Genomic DNA, 18228 nt, shown 5'->3' with positions numbered 1-18228 from the left:
AGCATGTCCCATGGTTTGGTAAAGCGTTTGTCATTATGTATATGTACAGCGCTTCTTGTTGCATCCTGTGCTAAGCAGAACAAACAAGCGTTTTACAATACGGGTATTATATACTGCTCTGAAAGCAATCCAGTTACCTTCAATCCGCAGCTAGATACATCAAGTACAACGTCAGATGCATCTTCACACCAACTCTACGACAGACTGCTTGATTTCGACCCTGAGTCTGGCCGCATCGTGCCTAGTTTGGCGAGTAGTTGGTTAGTGAGTGATGACGGTCTTACCTACGCTTTTCAACTGAGAAAGGATGTATGGTTTCACAATACGCGCTACTTCACGCCAACACGAAACTTTAACGCCGACGATGTTATCTTCAGTATAGACAGATGGCGCCTACGCTCCCATCCATACCATTACGTGTCTGGTGGGCGCTATCCCTACTTCGAAAGCATAGGCCTTGCACAAAATATCGCGTCGGTAGAGCGCGTAAACGGCTACCGCGTTGAAATTACACTTAAGCGCAGGGATAGCTCATTTTTGGCAAATCTAGCAACCGATTTCGCCGTTATCTTATCAGAAGAATATGCTAACCAGCTGGCACAGACCGGCACGCCGGGCAAAATCGATGAGCTTCCAGTAGGTACTGGCCCCTTTAAATTCGATAGCTATCGCAAAGATCATTTCATTAAGTTCCTGCGCCACGACAACTATTGGCGTGACCAAATGGAAGATGCGCCTACGAGTGATGAAGTCCTAAGCGATAACAATACTGTAGAGAGTGCCAACCAAGAAGTTGAAAATGGCCAAGGTGGCGAAGATACTGTTCAAGATGGTACAGCACAAAACGGTGACGAAACGCGCCCTGTTGTAGAGCAGCTTATATTTGACATTACGCCAAGAAGCTCACTGAGACTGGCTAAATTAATGACAGGTGAATGTGACGCTACCGCTTTTCCTGCACAGACTGAACTTGAAGTGATTCGGGCAAAAGAAGATCTAACGCTAGCGGAAAAACCAGGACTAAACATTGGATTTTGGGCGTTTAACACTCAACGCCCTCCTTTTGATAACCCAGATGTAAGACGTGCACTAGCGGCCGCAATCGATAAGAACACATTGCTAGAAGCGGTGTATTTTGACAGTGCTACTAGAGCTAAGACCCTGCTGCCTGCGGCAAGCTGGGCGTTTCAAAATGACGCAGACGATACCGCCTACAATCCAGTTCTAGCGCGCAAATTATTAGCTGACGCCGGAGTTAAGGCCGGCTTTTCTATGACGATATGGGCTATGCCTGTTGAACGCTCTTACAATCCTAACGCAACAAAGATGGCCGAGCTCATTCAGCGTTATTTGCGTGATGTAGGCGTAGAAGCAACCATTGTCAGTTACGATTGGACTACCTTCAGACGCCATCTTCAGGAAGGCCTGCACGACTCGGTATTAATTGGTTGGTCTGCCGACAACGGAGACCCAGATAACTTCTATCGTCCGCTATTGAGCTGTGGCGCTATACCCTCAGGTACAAATCGTGCCATGTGGTGCAGTGAAGACTATGATAAGTTACTCAACGACGCTCTTCAGACAGATGATATAGAAGAGCGCACAGCCATATACCGGCAAGTTAACCGATTATTATACGAACGCCTTCCTCTTGTTCCCATCGCACATGCCTATCGCTATCAGGCATACAGGAATGAACTAGAAGGAATGACCATTAATCCCTTTGGCGGTGTACGCTTTGGTGGAGTAAAAAAAGCACTGTGATCCAGATCCTCGTAAGATACTGCACTTTATTTATATTAACGCTTTTGGTGTTAGCGATTATGTCGTTTTCACTCGCCTACCTTTTTCCAGGCGATACACTTGAAAACCTAACAGGACTCGTGCCGCAAAATGAAATTCAACGCGCAGCATTGGAGCGGCAATTTAAACTAGATCAGCCCTATATTTTCCAGTTTTTCTATTATGTAGGTAATTTGCTCACTGGTGACTGGGGATACAGCTTTACGTCAGGCCTGCCGTTAAGAGAAGAGGTAGGTATTGCGATGCCAGCCACAATAGAACTGGCAACCTATGCCATGTTGATGGCGTTATTCATTGGAATACCGCTTGGTTATTATGCGGGGATTCGCAGCTATTCAACGTCGGATCACCTAATAAATAGTGCAAGTATAACAACCTATTCTTTTCCTGTTTTTTGGTTTGCGCTCCTGCTTATATTAGTTTTCAGTTTGCAGCTAGACGCTGCACCGCTGTCGGGTCGTATCAGTTTGCTTTATAACATCGAACCCGTGTCAGGCTTTATTCTCATTGATATTTTATTGTCTGACGTAGAAAACAAGACCTTAGCCTTCAAGGATGCGTTATCGCACTTAGCATTACCTACGTTTGCCATTGGTGCTATCGCCACCGCTTCGATGATACGTATAACAAGACGTTCTGTTATAGACGTGAAACACCGCCCCTATATCGCTGCAGCAATATCTAGAGGCCTTTCAAGTTGGCAGATATTCTTTCGTCATATTCTGCGCAACGCGTTACTGCCCATTTTACCGCTAATGGCGATACAAATTACGACACTAATAACGAACGCGATGATTGTCGAAACCTTGTTTTCTTGGCCGGGGATCGGTAACTGGCTGATTCAAGCTATTTATCAACGAGATTACCCTGCCCTTAGAATTGGTATGATGGCAGTATCCACGGTGGTAATTACACTCACGATTCTGGTTGATTTGTTTAACCGAATGATTGACCCAAGCAGAGAGAAATACGAACGTGCCACAGTTTAGTTTATACGACGAAGAATTCCATCCGTCGCCGTGGCAACGGACTTGGGCATCATTTAGAGCGAGCCACATCGCCATGCTTGGCCTGACTATGCTGGCTTTGTTTGTTATGTGTGCGCTGTTCGCACCAATCATCACTCCCTATGATGCCGTGGAACAAAATATCGACGGACTGTTAATACCGCCTAGCTGGTTAGCTAATGGCTCTATATCGCACATTTTCGGTACTGATGCGTTGGGTAGAGACCTATTTACCCGCATAATTTATGGGTGTCGCATCACACTAGGCTCCGCATTCATTACTGTTGTGCTTGCCATGTTAGTCGGCGTTAGCCTTGGGACCTTTGCTGGCATGCTGCGAGGTGTTCGCTCAAGTATCGTCAACCACTTACTCGATGCACTTATGGCCATTCCCACGCTACTTATTGCGATTATTATCGTTGCAATATTGGGTACCGGTCTGGTTAACAGCATGTGGGCAATTACCCTTGCACTTATTCCACAGTTTGTGCACCACACAAGAAGTTTTGTGCGCGCCGAAATGAAAAAAGAATATATAGTGGCGTCTAAATTGGACGGTGCCAGTAGATGGCAACTTTTTGTTCATTCTATACTACCCAACATGACCGAAATGCTGGTTGTACAGGGCACGCTTGCACTTTCTATTGCCGTTATCGACATATCTGCACTTGGTTTTCTGAATTTAGGCGCACAGTCACCGCTTCCTGAACTTGGCGTTATTCTAGCTGATGGGCTAGATGTTGCTTATCTAGCACCGTGGAACGTTGCCGTCCCCGGCATGGCAATATTCTTCATGGTGCTATCTATCAATATTGTGGGTGACGGTTTGCGTTCAGCACTTAGAAAAAGAGTGAGTCATTAATATGCCAATGCTTGATATTAAAAACCTCACCTTGGAAATGCAGAGCAGCGATGGCGCAATTAAAGCGTTGGACAAAGTTAACCTGTCAGTTAGCAGCGGGGAGATTCGCGCACTGGTAGGAGAATCTGGCTCAGGCAAAAGCTTGATCGTGTCCGCCATTTGCGGAGCCCTTCCTAGCCAATGGAATTTAACGGCTGACCGCATGAGTTGGAATGGTGAAAACCTGCTGAGTATGTCTGTGCAGCAGCGTCGTGAGGTAATGCGCCGAGAAATAGCGGTCGTGTTCCAAAACCCACAGGCAAGTTTAGACCCATCGGCAACGCTTGGAGAGCAGTTGGAAGAGAGCATTCCCGATGAATTTGTTGAAGGGAGCTGGTTCTGGCAACGAGCACAACACCGCAAAAAGATCGCAATAAGCACCGTTCACAAAGTAGGAATAAAGTACCACAAGCATTATTTAAGCGCTTTTCCTCATCAAATACCGGCTGACATAGGTCAAAAATTCATGATTGCGATGGCCCTGGTTTCACAGCCTAAATTGCTCATCGCCGATGACCCAACTCGGGGAATGGAACCTACAACAAAAACACAAATTCTGAAGCTCTTCACGCGTTTGAATCAGACCCGCTCGCTCTCGATCTTGTTTGTTAGTCACGACCTACTGGCAATTGCAAGTATGTCTCACTCTATGACGGTGTTGTATGCAGGGCAGACTGTAGAATCAGGTAGAATGAAGCACATTAAGAAGCGCCCTCTGCACCCTTACACAAAAGCATTACTAGACAGCGCGCCAAGCTTCAGAAAAGATCTGCCACCGAAATCGCTGCTACCCACGCTTGGTGGCTCTATTCCCACACTACAGCATTTGCCTATTGGTTGCCGGTTAGGTCCACGCTGCCCTCGTGCACAGCGCGCCTGTGTACAAACGCCAGCCGTGCGTAAAATTCACGATCACAATTACAGCTGTCACTTCCCTCTACATATGGAGAAGCTGTAATGGATATCATGCAGGTTAAAGATCTCACGTTTATTCATAACGAGAGGAAACGTTGGCTAAAACGTCCTGAAGTTTTTCAACTTGGTCCAGTGAACTTAAGCGTAAAGCGCGGTGAAACCATTGCAATTATTGGTGAAAATCGCTCAGGCAAATCCTTGTTGGCTAAGCTCTTGGTAGGTGCACTGCCTGCTGATGCAGGTGAAATTGAAATTAACACGCACAAATATTTAGCCAAATACCAGTCTAAAGATAGCCAGCAAAAACGTACCCATGACATTCGTATGATCTTGCAGCATAGCTCCGAGTCGATGAATCCATCGGTTCCTGTGGGAAAAATTTTGGATGAGCCATTGCGTTTGAATACAGGCCTAAGCGAAGCAGAACGCAAACCAATTATAGAAGATATGTTGGTGAAGGTAGGCCTCTTGCGCGAACACTATTACTTTTATCGACATATGCTTTCTGATGGACAGCAGCAGCGCGTAGCGCTAGCCAGAGCCATTGTGTTAAAGCCCAAAGTGTTGGTGGCTGACGAACCCTTTGCAGCGTTAGACCCTTCCATTCGTTCGCAAACGGTGAATCTTATATTGAAGCTTCAGCAAGAACTTGGCTTGGCGTTTATCTTTATTAGTCACAACTTGGGTATTGTACGACACATTGCAGACAGGATTATTGTGATGGAAGGCGGTGAAATTGTAGAAGAAGGCAAGACCGAAACTATCTTTAGGTGGCCCCAGCATACGCGCACTAAGAAACTCGTTACCGCATACCAATCTCTGGTGCCACAAAACACAATTCGAGAATAAAGAGCTTATCGTTTGGGTGCTGTTTTCTTTGAGAAGCGCACTTACGTACCGAACTGGCACGCTCTACTCGTCACAAAAAGAAAACCCTAGAAAGCCTTTTTTTGAACAAACGCCATGCAATAAAAAAGGGGCAAATAAATTGCCCCTTGTACAGCAATGCATTTGTGCTTTCTAGCCAACCAGAGCCAATAGAATACCTGCGGCAACCGCACTACCTAGCACACCAGCCACGTTAGGTCCCATTGCATGCATAAGTAAGAAGTTATGAGGGTTTGCTTCTAGCCCAACTTTGTTCACCACTCTGGCTGCCATCGGCACAGCAGAGACGCCAGCTGCGCCAATCAGTGGATTTATACTGCCACCAGACAGCTTACTCATAAGCTTGGCCATGAGTACGCCTGCGGCAGTGCCTATACCAAACGCGATAGCCCCAAGCCCCAAAATACCTAAAGTCTCGACCGTAAGGAATGCTTCAGCTGATAGCTTTGATCCTACTGCTAAACCAAGGAAAATAGTGACCGTATTGATGAGCTCGTTTTGGGCTGTTTTGCTCAATCTGTCTACCACGCCACACTCTTTCATTAAGTTACCGAAGCAGAACATACCGACAAGTGGCGTTGCTGCAGGTAAAAACAAGATAGTCATAAACAGAACAGCAAGCGGAAAAATAATCTTCTCTCGCTTTGACACAGGTCGTAGTTGACCCATTTTTATCTCGCGTTCTTCTTTTGTGGTCAACGCTTTCATGATGGGCGGCTGGATAATAGGTACCAACGCCATATAAGAGTATGCAGCGACTGCAATCGCACCAAGCAAATCAGGCGCAAGCCGTGAGGCGAGGAAAATGGCAGTAGGCCCATCCGCGCCACCTATGATAGCAATGGCACTCGCGTCTTTTAACGTAAACTCAAAGCCAGGTATAAGGTTTAACGCTATCGCGCCAAACAAGGTAGCAAAAATACCGAACTGCGCAGCTGCGCCAAGTAACAACATTTTAGGGTTAGCAATAAGCGCACTGAAATCAGTCATTGCGCCTACGCCCATAAAGATGAGCAGAGGAAATACCCCTGTATCTATGCCGATTTTGTATATGTAGTGCAGCAAGCCACCCGCTTCTGAAAAACCAGCAATAGGGATATTAGTAAGCAATGCACCAAAACCAATGGGTAATAAGAGCAATGGCTCAAACTTTTTAACAATGGCCAAGTACAACAAGCCGAAACCCACCGCCATCATTATAAGCTGGCCGGCTTCAAAGTGCGCAAGCGCGGTACTATCCCAAAGTACCATTAACTTATCCATGTACTACCCCAATAAGATTAACGGTTGACCACTGGTTACGGCATCGCCTTCACTAACAGTAATGTCGGTGACCGTACCGGTGTATGCGGAGCGGATCTCTGTCTCCATTTTCATGGCTTCAAGGATCATCACCACATCGCCTTCTGACACGCTGTCGCCGTTTCTCACCAAAACTTTAAATACGTTACCTGCAAGCGGTGCATCAATAGACTGAGAAGAGTTAGAGTCTGATGGCGCAGCACTCTTAGTTTGAGGCTGTGCTTGCGTCTGAGAGCCACTAGCAGGTGTAACGCTCGTCAGCGTACCTGAAGGTGCCACTTCTACGCGATACACTCTTCCATCTACGTTTACGTCGTAAGTTTCACTCGCGGTAGCCCCTTGTGAGCTTGACTTGGCTTCAGCAGGCTTAGGCGCACTCGAGCTTTGCGACTCTTGTGCGCTAGGTGCAGGTTCAAACGCATCAGGGTTGCCGCGGTTTTCGATAAACTTTAGGCCTATCTGCGGGAATAAGGCATAAGTCAAAACATCATCAATTTTATCGTCTGACAGCGAGAGTTGCTTTTTCTCAGCCAGTTCATCAAGCTCTTTACTCAGTGTATCCAGCTCTGGTGCAATATTGTCAGCAGGGCGACATGTCACGGGCTCTGCGCCATCAAGCACACGCGCCTGCAACTCCTTGTTTACTGGTGCTGCGGTAGCGCCATATTCACCTTTAAGAACGCCTGCGGTTTCTTTTGTAATGCTTTTGTAACGCTCGCCGGTGAGTACGTTAAGCACTGACTGCGTGCCCACGATTTGTGAGGTTGGCGTAACAAGAGGAATGAACCCAAGATCTTCCCTTACCCGTGGAATTTCTTTTAACACTTCTTCGAATTTATCTTCAGCGCCCTGCTCTTTAAGCTGACTTTCCATGTTGGTTAGCATTCCGCCCGGTACTTGAGCCAAAAGAATACGTGCATCTACCCCTTTGAGACTGCCTTCGAACTTGCTGTATTTCTTTCTTACCTCTCTGAAGTGACTGGCAATGTCTTCAAGCTCAGGCAATGAAATGCCCGTATCGCGCTCTGTACCTTCTACGATAGAAACCATGGTCTCAGTTGCGCTATGACCATAAGTCATGCTCATTGAAGAAATAGCCGTGTCCAGCATATCAATGCCGGCATCGATAGCTTTTTGATACGTCGCCGTACTCAACCCTGTTGTGGCATGGCACTGCATGGCAATAGGTACATCAACCGTTTCTTTTAATCCGGTAATCAATGCCTCGCACTCGTACGGTTTTAAAAGCCCAGCCATATCTTTTACGCAGATAGAATGAACCCCTAGGTCTTCAAGCTGTTTCGCCATTTCGAGCCAAAGCTTAAGATTGTGCACAGGGCTTACCGTATAAGAAATTGTCCCTTGCGCGTGAGCGCCACTGTCTATGGTCGCTTTTATTGCGGTTTTCAAATTCCTAATGTCATTCATGGCATCAAAAATTCTAAATACATCTACGCCACTTTCGTGAGCACGCTCTACAAAGCGAGTGACAACATCGTCAGCATAATGGCGGTAACCCAATAGATTTTGACCACGCAACAGCATTTGCTGTTTCGTGTTAGGCATGGCTGCTTTTAGCTTTCTGATGCGCTCCCAAGGGTCTTCCCCTAAATAACGAATACAGGCATCGAATGTAGCACCACCCCAAGATTCAACTGACCAAAAGCCAGCTTTATCTAGTTTTTCCGCTATGGGAAGCATATCTTCAATACGCATGCGCGTAGCAAGAAGGGATTGGTGGGCATCACGCAGAACCAGCTCGGTAAGGGCCAGAGGCTTAGACATGGTAACTCCTGATTAGGCTTTATTTTTTAGAATTTTGGCGATGGGTATGAATTGCGGCAGAAATAGCTGCGATAACGTTTCCGTCTATTCCTGGTTGTACCGCTTGATTGTTTCGACTCAAATTAGCTGAAGGCCCTTTTAAATTTGCTGAAGGCTCTTTTAAATGAGCTGAAGGCTCTGCTGTTTCACCAGGAAAAGCTTCACAAAATCGGGCAATGAGATGAATACCCACAATAAGAAGCCCTAAGAATGAGAAAACAAATACCATTCCTATAAGCATAAGAGAACCTGCTTCAAAGAGCAGGCTAGCGACGGATCCCGAATCCATATTCAATCCTGTTGTTATTTTGTACCTGAATAAGTATCACGTGGTTTTTCAAAACACAACAAAGCAGCATAAAAAACCACTTTAAAATGAATAAAACCCGCCAAAATGAAACTTAATGCATTATTCTTTAATAAATTTGCAACAAAAGTATATTTTAGGAATTAGCATAAGCGTTGCCGATGCCAGCAATCTACGTTTACGTTCATTTATACTCACGCCTTAATGAAAGCCTATATTTTCCGTAAAGTCACTGTCTAGCTGTTTAGCGAAATCTTTCGCATGCATCGCCAACAATACCAATCCACATAGATAATCGCCCACTCAGAAGGCGCTGGCAAGTTTCCTAGCAAAGCGTGGGAATGCAGGAATGGCTGTTCCCTTTCAAATTCCCAGAATGTAGCTAGGAAGCTTGCCAGACCTTCCCGAAGGGCGAGTTTAAAATGTCCGTACTCTTTGTTGTGTCACCTTGATGTAGAACCACTATACCTACGGTAACACGCCGCGATTACGAACATTTTAACTCTCGCTGAGTGGGTGATTATCTATGCGGACTGGTATAAATCTAGCTGCATATGTCGTTCATCCTCGGGTACGTAAGCAGGCACATTTACTGGGTTTCCCTCACAGTCCACCGCCATAAAAGTTAAATAGCGATTTGCGACAGACGTAGTGTTTTCCGTGGCGTCGCCCGATTTAACCACAACATAGATATGCATACTTGACGCTCCAGTGTGTACCAACGATGCGGTTATCTCAACTAGCTGACCTACTTTTATAGGTTTTATGAAACGTATGCCATTGGCAGACACCGTGACGCAGTAACATTTGGACCACTGCGCGGCACAGGCATAGGCTGCTTGGTCAATCCATTTCATTAAGCTGTTATAGAGAGCATGCCACCGTGAACGTTACCGCCAAAGTTTACGTCGGTAGGTTCAGCTAAAAATCGAAAAGTAGTAGATGGATGTGCCATAGCGTACCTCGCGCTTTACTGCTGTTAGACACATTAAGTTTAGCTTAAATTTTAAACAGCGCGCTTAGACGAAAGTGGAGAGAACAAAAATAAAAGGAGTAGAAATGAAAAAACCCACCTAAAAACGTGGGTTTTTCAATATGGCGCGTGTGGAAGGATTCGAACCTCCGACCGCCTGGTTCGTAGCCAGGTACTCTATCCAGCTGAGCTACACACGCGTAAACTTGTGTACTTTTGAATTCTACCTCAAAAGGTGACGCCTTAAAATAAGTGGCGCGTGTGGAAGGATTCGAACCTCCGACCGCCTGGTTCGTAGCCAGGTACTCTATCCAGCTGAGCTACACACGCGCAAAACTTGTTGTTGGCCGTCACTGCCAACGAATAATGGCGGAGAGGGAGGGATTCGAACCCTCGATACGCGTATATGCGTATGGTTCCTTAGCAGGGAACTGGTTTCAGCCACTCACCCACCTCTCCTTGACTGCGGGGTGCATTTTACGGATTCATTGGCCTGAGTCAAACCTTTTTTATAAAGAAATTGTTCACCCGCTGCCATTTTAAACGATTCGAGCAAAAAACCAGTAATTTGTTCGCAATACAAGCAATTAAACCGAATTTTATTTAACGATGCTCGTTAATTTGCATTTGAATATGCGCAGCTTCATTGCAGTTTTAACTGACCCGCCTTAATAATTTAGTCAATTTTTCAAAAATAATATCAAAAAGTTTTGAATTTATTTGTTCAAAACCAAGTACGCTGATTCGTATTACTTACTTAAGTTATTTAAAAGCGCTCCAAAATCTCAGATAAAGCGGTTAATGTCTCGATTTAAAAATCGCCCCCCCAGAAGGCATTATGCTAGAAAAAAGCTGTGCACGACCCAGAGACTTAACTTGGTCGTTAGCGCGAGACATCACAACGTCATTTCTGGCGAAATAGAACAGAAACAATAGACTTGCGCTAAAGCCCGATAAGATTTACTCACTTAAAACAAAAAAGGCCAGCGTAAGCTGACCTTTTCCAATGAAGCGTATAATGCAATTATTCTGCAGAGCCTGGCTGACCGCCTTTTTCTGCTTGAATGCGCATGTATATCTCTTCACGGTGCACAGAAACTTCTTTTGGTGCATTCACACCGATACGTACCTGATTCCCTTTTACACCTAGTACGGTAACGGTTACATCGTCACCAACCATAAGCGTTTCACCAACTCGACGAGTCAAAATAAGCATTCGCTTGCTCCTGTTCCTTAATACTGAACATCATCCATTAAGATTTGCCAACCCATCGGCACGACCCGATGGAAGCGACAGTGATTCCATGTTTCTGCGTCACTTCAAAAACTCACTGTTATACACAAAAATAATTATAGCTTATCTTGTAACCAAGCGTTAACCGAATCTAGCGCCTGGCCTAAGTTTTCAGGCTGGTCACCGCCTGCCTGTGCCATATCTGGACGACCGCCCCCTTTGCCACCTACTTGTGATGCGACAAAGTTAACTAGCTCGCCCGCTTTAACTTTACTAGTGAGGTTTTTAGTAACGCCAGCAATAAGATTCACTTTCGCGTCATTAGCCACACCTAATACTACGATCCCTTCACCAATTCGGTTTTTAATGTCATCCATCATTGAACGCAATGACTTCGCTTCAACACCTTCCAAATTCGCAATAAGAACTTTAACGCCATTTATCTCTACTGCATTACTAAGCATATCAGCACCTTGCTGACTCGCCAGTTTTTGTTTCGCAGAATTGAGCGCTTTTTCTAGTTCTTTAGTCTGATTTTGTAGAGAAACTACGCGATCAAGTACATTTTGGCTGTCTGTTTTCAATAACGCTGACAATGAAGACAGTGTCGCTTGTTGGGTTTGCACGACTTCAAGTGCATGCTCGCCAGTAACTGCTTCGATACGTCGAACGCCCGATGCAATACCCGCTTCACTGGTAATTTTAAACAAGCCAATATCACCAGTACGTGTAACGTGAGTACCACCACATAGCTCAACAGAGAATGGCCCCATGGTTACCACGCGAACTTTTTCGTCGTACTTTTCACCAAATAGCGCCATTGCGCCTGATGCTTTGGCTTCATCCAAATCCATTAGTTCAGTTGCTAACGTGTGGTTTGCACGTATTTCTTGGTTAACTCGTCTTTCAATCTCAGCAAGTTGCTCAGCCGTTACTGCCTCAAAGTGCGAGAAGTCAAAACGCATGCGCGGCGCTTCAACCAATGAACCTTTCTGAGTTACGTGCTCACCTAAAATTTCACGCAGTGCTGCATGAAGTAAATGCGTTGCGCTGTGGTTCTTTTTAATAGCTTCACGATTTGCTGCATCAATCGCTGCGGTTGCCGTATCACCTTTAGATACCGAACCTTTAGCAATACCTTTGTGTGCAAACGCATTACCCATTTTTTGGGTGTCGGTAACGATGAATTCACCGTTTGCCACGCGAAGCACACCTTTATCTCCAGCCTGACCACCACTTTCAGCGTAGAACGGTGTGCTGTCTAATACCACAACGCCTTCTTGACCGTCTTCAAGCTTCTCAACAAACGCATTGTCGGCAATAAGTTCAACCACATTCGCCTGGCCTTCTACATCGGTGTACCCAGTAAATGAGGTTGTGTGGTCAATGGCGAGTTTACTATTGTAGTCTGCACCAAAGTTGCTAGCCTGCTGTGCACGGGCACGCTGTGCTTGCATAGCAGCTTCAAAACCTTCTTCGTCAATCTTAAGGTCGTGCTCACGTGCTACATCATTGGTTAAGTCAGTAGGGAAACCATAGGTGTCGTAAAGCTTGAACACTACGTCACCCGGCACTGTGTCGCCTTCTAGAGTTTCTAATGTATCGTTTAGGATAGCCATACCACGGGCTAACGTTTTGCTAAACTGCTCTTCTTCAACACGTAGTACTTTTTCAATTACCGGTAGCTGGTCTACAAGTTCTGGATACGCTTCACCCATTTCTTTGGCAAGTGATGCTACAAGCTTATAGAAGAAGATATCGTTTGCGCCAAGCTGGTAGCCGTGGCGAACAGCGCGACGAATAATGCGACGTAATACGTATCCGCGCCCTTCATTTGATGGCATAACGCCATCGCAAATTAAGAAGCTGCACGAACGAATGTGATCGGCGATAACCCGTAGCGATTTATTTTCTAAATCTTCGCTTCCAACAATTGATGCTGCTGATTTGATCAAGTTTTGGAAAAGGTCGATTTCATAGTTGCTGTGCACGTTCTGCAAGATAGCGGAAATACGCTCTAGGCCCATACCGGTATCGATTGAAGGCTTAGGGAGTGGTTCCATGGTACCGTCAGCTTGTTTGTTAAACTGCATAAATACCAGGTTCCAAATTTCGATAAAGCGGTCGCCGTCTTCTTCTGGTGTTCCCGGAGGACCTCCCCAAATGTGCGCACCGTGATCGTAAAAGATTTCAGAACAAGGACCACATGGACCGGTATCGCCCATAGACCAGAAGTTATCTGACGTACTAATGCGAATAATCTTTTCTTTTGGAACACCAATATGGTTTTCCCAGATGTCGAAAGCTTCGTCATCTTCAGAATAAACGGTGACTAAGAGCTTTTCTTTTGGCAAACCAATTTCTTTGGTAAGGAAATTCCACGCAAACTCTATCGCTTCTTTTTTGAAATAATCGCCAAAGCTGAAATTACCCAGCATTTCAAAAAAGGTATGGTGACGCGCAGTGTAACCTACGTTCTCAAGGTCGTTATGCTTACCACCTGCGCGAACGCAGCGCTGTGACGATACCGCACGGGTATAGCTGCGTTTTTCCGCACCTAAAAAACAGTCTTTAAACTGGTTCATGCCCGCGTTGGTAAAAAGAAGTGTGGGATCATCTGCCGGAACCAGTGACGAGCTAGCCACCGCTTGGTGGCCATGGCTTTTAAAATAATCGATAAACTTGTTACGTAAGTCAGCAGTTGATAATGTCATTGAAAACCTAACTTCCTTTATTTTATTTTTGAAACGTGCGATTTGCCTGTTCTGATGAGCTTTATAATCGGGGCAGTTTGCGAATACGCAATACGCTTATCCTCGCTATAATTCTCTGGATAATTAAAATGCACACAAATTTGCGCAACAATACCATGGATAACGCAATTTTGTTAAGTGTAACGGGGAGAAGATAGGCTCAAATTTCACTTTAAATCGACGAAAATAGCCAGTATTCATAAAACGAATCGCCAACGGCATCTATTTGTCGGTAAACATGAGCATAAACCAGCCGTTTTAGCTAGATTCGTTTGCGCTTACCGCATATTCAATGTGATCTTGGTAAAAGCCACGATATTGAAGAAATTGTTTCTGCTTCTGTCTCAACGCGAATTCGGTTTCATAAAACTCGCCAAACTTTTTCTCTTTTACTTTTTTAGCACTTTCAAACCAGTCAGCGTCAATCTCTCTCATTGCGTGTTCTGCAGTACTTTCATCTACACCGTATTGCTGTAAGTCTAATTTAATTGCGCGGGGTCCCTTCCCTTTTAAATACAGTGCGCGAGCTCGGCTTTCTGCAAATCTAGCATCGCTTTGGATATCAGCATCTTTGAATTTCTCCAGAATAGGCATGAAAGCATCACTCGCTATTCCCTTCTGCTGCAACTTTCGCATAATCTCGTTAAAGCTATGCTCTCGTCGTGCCAGCATGCGAGTAATCGCGTCGGTAATGATTTTTCGGTCGAACTCTGACATTTTTGTAAACTTACTCTTCTGTATTAAACGTAGAAACCGCGTTATTTTAGCGTTAATTACTCGTACATTGCGACTATCTAGCGTTTTACGCACTTAACCTCTACATGATGTAAACTGCATGACAGCATCCAACTATCGCATAACAATAATAGATTCGATTGAACAGATCTCTAAAGAGCGCTGGCAATACCTCGCAAAAGAATCGGGTCCTTTCGTTTCTTATGAATTCTTACATGCGCTAGAACGCAGCGGCTCGTGCAGCAATGAATCTGGGTGGCAGCCTTGCCATATTGCTATAGCGAAAGGTCAGCATGAGGCTGCAAATCTTGTTATTCCCGGCTACCTGAAAACTCACAGCTACGGTGAATACGTGTTTGACCACGCATGGGCTAATGCTTATGCACAGCACGGTCTCGACTATTATCCTAAATGGATATCGGCCATCCCCTTTACCCCCGTAACAGGCTCTAGACTACTTTCTGATGGACACATTGCGCTTACTCCGTCACTTTTAAGTGAACTAGAAAATACATTGACAGCGTATGTAGAGTCCGTATTTGGTAAGGCTTTATCTTCTTTTCATTGGCTATTTCCCAATGAAAGCACCTCGGCTCAACTTATTGGTAAAGGCGAGCCTGAGGCCAGTGCATTAGCCGCTGATTTGCCTAATGACCAATTCAAAGTTCAACCCAGTATTCCCAACCACTACCTGACCCGATACGCAGTTCAGTTTCAGTGGCATAACTACGGTTATGGTGATTTCGACGATTTTCTTAACGCGCTTACCTCCCGCAAAAGAAAAGATATCAAGAAAAGTCGACGTAAACTGAACGAGCAAGGCGTCCGCTTTACCCATCATACTGGCAATGAGATTAGTCCAGAGATACTGCAGTTTTTCACAAAGTGTTACAAAGCAACCTATTTAAAACGAAGCGGTCACGTGGGATATTTGAACGATGCGTTTTTCGAGCAGCTAGTCGAGAGCATGAGCGATAACATGCTTATAGTGACGGCAATAGAGAATGAGGTAGCAGTAGCCAGCGCCCTCTTTTTCTATGATGAGACAGGACTGTATGGCAGATACTGGGGAGCACTGAAAGAAATAGACGGGCTACATTTTGCCTGCTGTTATTTTGAAGGCATTGAATTCGCCATTGAGAAAAAGCTATCGCTTTTTAATCCCGGCACCCAAGGTGAACATAAAATACTTCGAGGCTTCGAGCCTATTTATTGCCGTTCTCATCACAAATTACAACATCCGTCGTTTCACACTGCTGTAGCAGACTTTTTACAGCGAGAAACGCCACATATCGCAAGCTATTTTAATCAGGCACGGAATGCTTTACCGTTTAACAAGGAATTTGTGCCTACTTTAAAAACAACGAGTGTCACTGCACCTAACGACGACACTTATAATCACAACGAGAAAAACGATGAAATATAAACTTCTTGCCGTAGCGATTACGGCATCTTTGGGACTTGCTGGTTGCGGTCAGCCTGAACAAGCCCAAGAACAAACCAGCAATGTTGAAGCGCCAGAAATGAAGGGCGAAGCGGAACTAGGCTCTTTTGGCGTAGACTTGACCGCTCGTAATGAAGCGGTAAAACCTGGTGATGACTTCTTCATGTACGCGAGCGGTACATGGTACGACAACTACGAGCTGCCCGCTGACAAAACTCGCTACGGCGCGTTTACGGGTCTTGCAGAGCGTAGTGAAGAGCAAGTTAAAAACATCATTGATGGGCTAATGGAAAAGTCTTCTCTAAATGCAGAAGAAAAGCTTGTTCACGACTTTTTTGTTGCTTATATGGATACAGATACCATCAACGAAAAAGGTATTGAGCCAATTAAAGACGTACTCACGTCTATCGATAGCATTGAAAACAAAACTGACCTAACCAAAGCATTTGGTAACAGCTGGTTAGTAGGCTCAACCACGCCAATTGGCGGCGGTATGTGGTACAACCGCCTTGACCCAAATGAATACCAATTAAGTGTTGGTGTTGGTGGTTTAGGCCTTCCTGATCGCGACTACTACCTGAGCGATAGCGAACGTTTTGTTAAAATTCGTGAAGCTTATGTAGCGCACATCGAGCAGATGCTAAATTTTGCAGGCGAAGAAAACGCAGCTGAAAAAGCGGCGAACATTCTTGCCCTTGAAACACAAATTGCAGAAATTCAGTGGCCTCGCGAAAAACGCCGTGACCGCGATCTTACTCTCAACCAGATTGAACGTAGCAAGCTGTCTGACGAGTACCCTGGCTTTGATTGGGATACGTATTTTGCTCAAACCGGTTATAAGGTACCTGAGCTAAATATTACACAGCCTGAGCCAGTAAAAGACGTTATTAAAATTATTAACGAAGCTGATCTCGCTGATTGGAAGTCGTACTTGAAATATCACACTATTTCAAACAATGCGGATTTCCTTTCTGAAGATATCTACCTAGCCAACTTTGACTTCTTTGGTCGTACACTAAGCGGTCAGCAAGAGCCTCGTCCTCGTTGGAAACGCGCAGTGAGCCAAATGTCTGGTACTGAGTCACTTGGTTTTGCTATCGGCAAGATTTACGTAAACGAATACTTCCCAGAAAGCTCAAAAGAGCAGATGGCAGAGCTGGTTGAGAACTTGCGTACAGCACTAGGTGAGCGTATTGAAAACCTAGACTGGATGAGCGAAGAAACCAAGGTAAATGCCAAAGAAAAGCTAATGGCATTTAACCCTAAAATTGGCTACCCAGACGAATGGCAGTCTTTCGACGGCGTAACCATCAGCGACAAAGACTTAGTAGGCAATGTTCGAAACCTACGCACATTCTTCCAAGACCAATCGGTAGAACGTGAGCTAGAGAAAACAGATCGCAATCGCTGGGGTATGACACCGCAGCGCGTTAACGCCTACTACAATAGCTCGTTCAACGAAATTGTATTCCCAGCGGCTATTTTGCAACCACCATTCTTTGATCCAAACGCCGACGCAGCAGTTAACTACGGTGCAATCGGTGCGGTAATTGGTCACGAAATGGGACATGGTTTTGACGATCAAGGCTCGAAGTCAGATGCAAACGGTATTCAGCGCAACTGGTGGACCGATGCTGACCGCGCAGCGTTTGAAGAAAAAGCAGATATGCTAGCCGAGCAATACAGCCAGTACGAGCCTATCGAAGGTAACTTCGTAAATGGTCGCAACAGCTTGGGTGAAAACATTGGTGACGTGGGTGGTCTAGCCATGGCTTACCACGCCTACAAACTTAGCCTTAACGGCAAAGAAGCACCGGTAATTGACGGCCTAACAGGCGATCAGCGTTTCTTCCTTGCATGGGCACAAGTGTGGAAAGAAAAACGCACTGAAGAAAGCATGTTGAATCAACTTCGCGCAGGTACACACGCGCCAGGTCGTTATCGTGCACAAGCTCCAAGAAACCATGATGCATGGTATGAAGCGTTTGACGTGAAACCAGGTGATGCACTTTATCTTGCGCCTGAAGAACGCGTTAGAATTTGGTAGCTCATTGAGTTTAGCACTTAGTGAGCACATGCTAGCTTCTCGCGCCGGATAGAATTTGTATCTGGCGCCAGCTAATACCAGTCCGCATAGCTCAT

14 protein-coding genes and 3 tRNA genes are annotated in these 18228 nt (G+C 45.4%); 7 read left to right on the top strand and 10 right to left on the bottom strand.

The features are described 5' to 3' along the window. The first annotated feature begins 3 nt into the window (after positions 1-3). The 5 genes from MHM87_RS06205 to MHM87_RS06185 are packed head-to-tail and all read left to right on the top strand — an operon-like array spanning position 4 to position 5475. Positions 4-1764 carry an ABC transporter substrate-binding protein gene (locus MHM87_RS06205; RefSeq protein WP_014975926.1) on the top strand — a complete coding sequence of 587 codons (1761 nt, stop codon included), beginning with the start codon at positions 4-6 and terminating at the stop codon, positions 1762-1764. A gap of 59 nt (positions 1765-1823) precedes the next feature. Beyond that, complete coding sequence (locus tag MHM87_RS06200) at positions 1824-2792, top strand: ABC transporter permease (protein ID WP_080752378.1); 969 nt, start codon at positions 1824-1826, stop codon at positions 2790-2792. Further along, a complete protein-coding gene (locus MHM87_RS06195) occupies positions 2779-3672 on the top strand; it encodes an ABC transporter permease subunit (protein ID WP_239258089.1) in 894 nt (297 codons plus the stop codon). The genes MHM87_RS06200 and MHM87_RS06195 overlap by 14 nt, the downstream gene beginning before the upstream one ends. Position 3673: 1 nt before the next feature. Then, on the top strand, positions 3674-4669 hold the full coding sequence (locus MHM87_RS06190; RefSeq protein ID WP_014948677.1) for an oligopeptide/dipeptide ABC transporter ATP-binding protein: 996 nt from the start codon (positions 3674-3676) through the stop codon (positions 4667-4669). Then, entirely contained in the window at positions 4669-5475 is an 807-nt protein-coding gene (locus MHM87_RS06185) for an ATP-binding cassette domain-containing protein (RefSeq protein ID WP_014948676.1), read from the top strand. Before MHM87_RS06190 ends, MHM87_RS06185 begins: the two co-directional genes overlap by 1 nt. 171 nt (positions 5476-5646) lie before the next feature. On the opposite strand, the gene MHM87_RS06180 is transcribed toward MHM87_RS06185, so the two are convergent. The 10 genes from MHM87_RS06180 to MHM87_RS06135 all read right to left on the bottom strand — a co-directional run bounded on the left by MHM87_RS06180 (position 5647) and on the right by MHM87_RS06135 (position 14624). Then, on the bottom strand, positions 5647-6777 hold the full coding sequence (locus MHM87_RS06180; RefSeq protein ID WP_014948675.1) for a sodium ion-translocating decarboxylase subunit beta: 1131 nt from the start codon (positions 6775-6777) through the stop codon (positions 5647-5649). Between the two features lie 3 nt (positions 6778-6780). After that, complete coding sequence (oadA, locus tag MHM87_RS06175; protein ID WP_239258087.1) at positions 6781-8601, bottom strand: sodium-extruding oxaloacetate decarboxylase subunit alpha; 1821 nt, start codon at positions 8599-8601, stop codon at positions 6781-6783. Positions 8602-8620: 19 nt separating this feature from the next. After that, on the bottom strand, positions 8621-8929 hold the full coding sequence (locus MHM87_RS06170) for an OadG family transporter subunit (protein ID WP_039233292.1): 309 nt from the start codon (positions 8927-8929) through the stop codon (positions 8621-8623). A gap of 542 nt (positions 8930-9471) precedes the next feature. Then, positions 9472-9804: a hotdog domain-containing protein gene (locus MHM87_RS06165; RefSeq protein WP_239258085.1), complete on the bottom strand. Its 333-nt coding sequence runs from the start codon at positions 9802-9804 to the stop codon at positions 9472-9474. A 239-nt stretch (positions 9805-10043) separates the two neighbouring features. Continuing rightward, positions 10044-10120, bottom strand: a tRNA-Arg gene (locus tag MHM87_RS06160). 53 nt (positions 10121-10173) lie between these two features. Then, positions 10174-10250 (bottom strand) — tRNA-Arg (locus MHM87_RS06155). Positions 10251-10287: 37 nt separating this feature from the next. Further along, a tRNA-Ser gene (locus MHM87_RS06150) sits at positions 10288-10379 on the bottom strand. A gap of 565 nt (positions 10380-10944) precedes the next feature. Beyond that, a complete protein-coding gene (gene csrA / locus MHM87_RS06145) occupies positions 10945-11136 on the bottom strand; it encodes a carbon storage regulator CsrA (RefSeq protein WP_012517705.1) in 192 nt (63 codons plus the stop codon). 134 nt (positions 11137-11270) lie between these two features. Further along, positions 11271-13868 carry an alanine--tRNA ligase gene (gene alaS, locus MHM87_RS06140; protein ID WP_014948671.1) on the bottom strand — a complete coding sequence of 866 codons (2598 nt, stop codon included), beginning with the start codon at positions 13866-13868 and terminating at the stop codon, positions 11271-11273. A gap of 297 nt (positions 13869-14165) precedes the next feature. Beyond that, the gene (locus MHM87_RS06135; RefSeq protein WP_239244420.1) at positions 14166-14624 is read right to left on the bottom strand and encodes a regulatory protein RecX; all 459 of its coding nucleotides are present in this window, start codon (positions 14622-14624) and stop codon (positions 14166-14168) included. 118 nt (positions 14625-14742) lie between these two features. Here MHM87_RS06135 and MHM87_RS06130 point away from each other — a divergent pair, with 118 nt between their 5' ends. Next, complete coding sequence (locus MHM87_RS06130; protein ID WP_239244418.1) at positions 14743-16068, top strand: GNAT family N-acetyltransferase; 1326 nt, start codon at positions 14743-14745, stop codon at positions 16066-16068. Then, on the top strand, positions 16058-18133 hold the full coding sequence (locus MHM87_RS06125; RefSeq protein ID WP_110287704.1) for a M13 family metallopeptidase: 2076 nt from the start codon (positions 16058-16060) through the stop codon (positions 18131-18133). The genes MHM87_RS06130 and MHM87_RS06125 overlap by 11 nt, the downstream gene beginning before the upstream one ends. The last annotated feature ends 95 nt before the right edge of the window (positions 18134-18228 follow it).

The sequence above is a fragment of the Alteromonas sp. Cnat3-28 genome, assembly GCF_022348265.1.
In the GTDB taxonomy this organism is placed as follows: domain Bacteria; phylum Pseudomonadota; class Gammaproteobacteria; order Enterobacterales; family Alteromonadaceae; genus Alteromonas; species Alteromonas macleodii.
The sequence above is the reverse complement of the archived record's forward strand: the minus strand, read 5'-3'. Positions and strand labels throughout refer to the sequence as shown.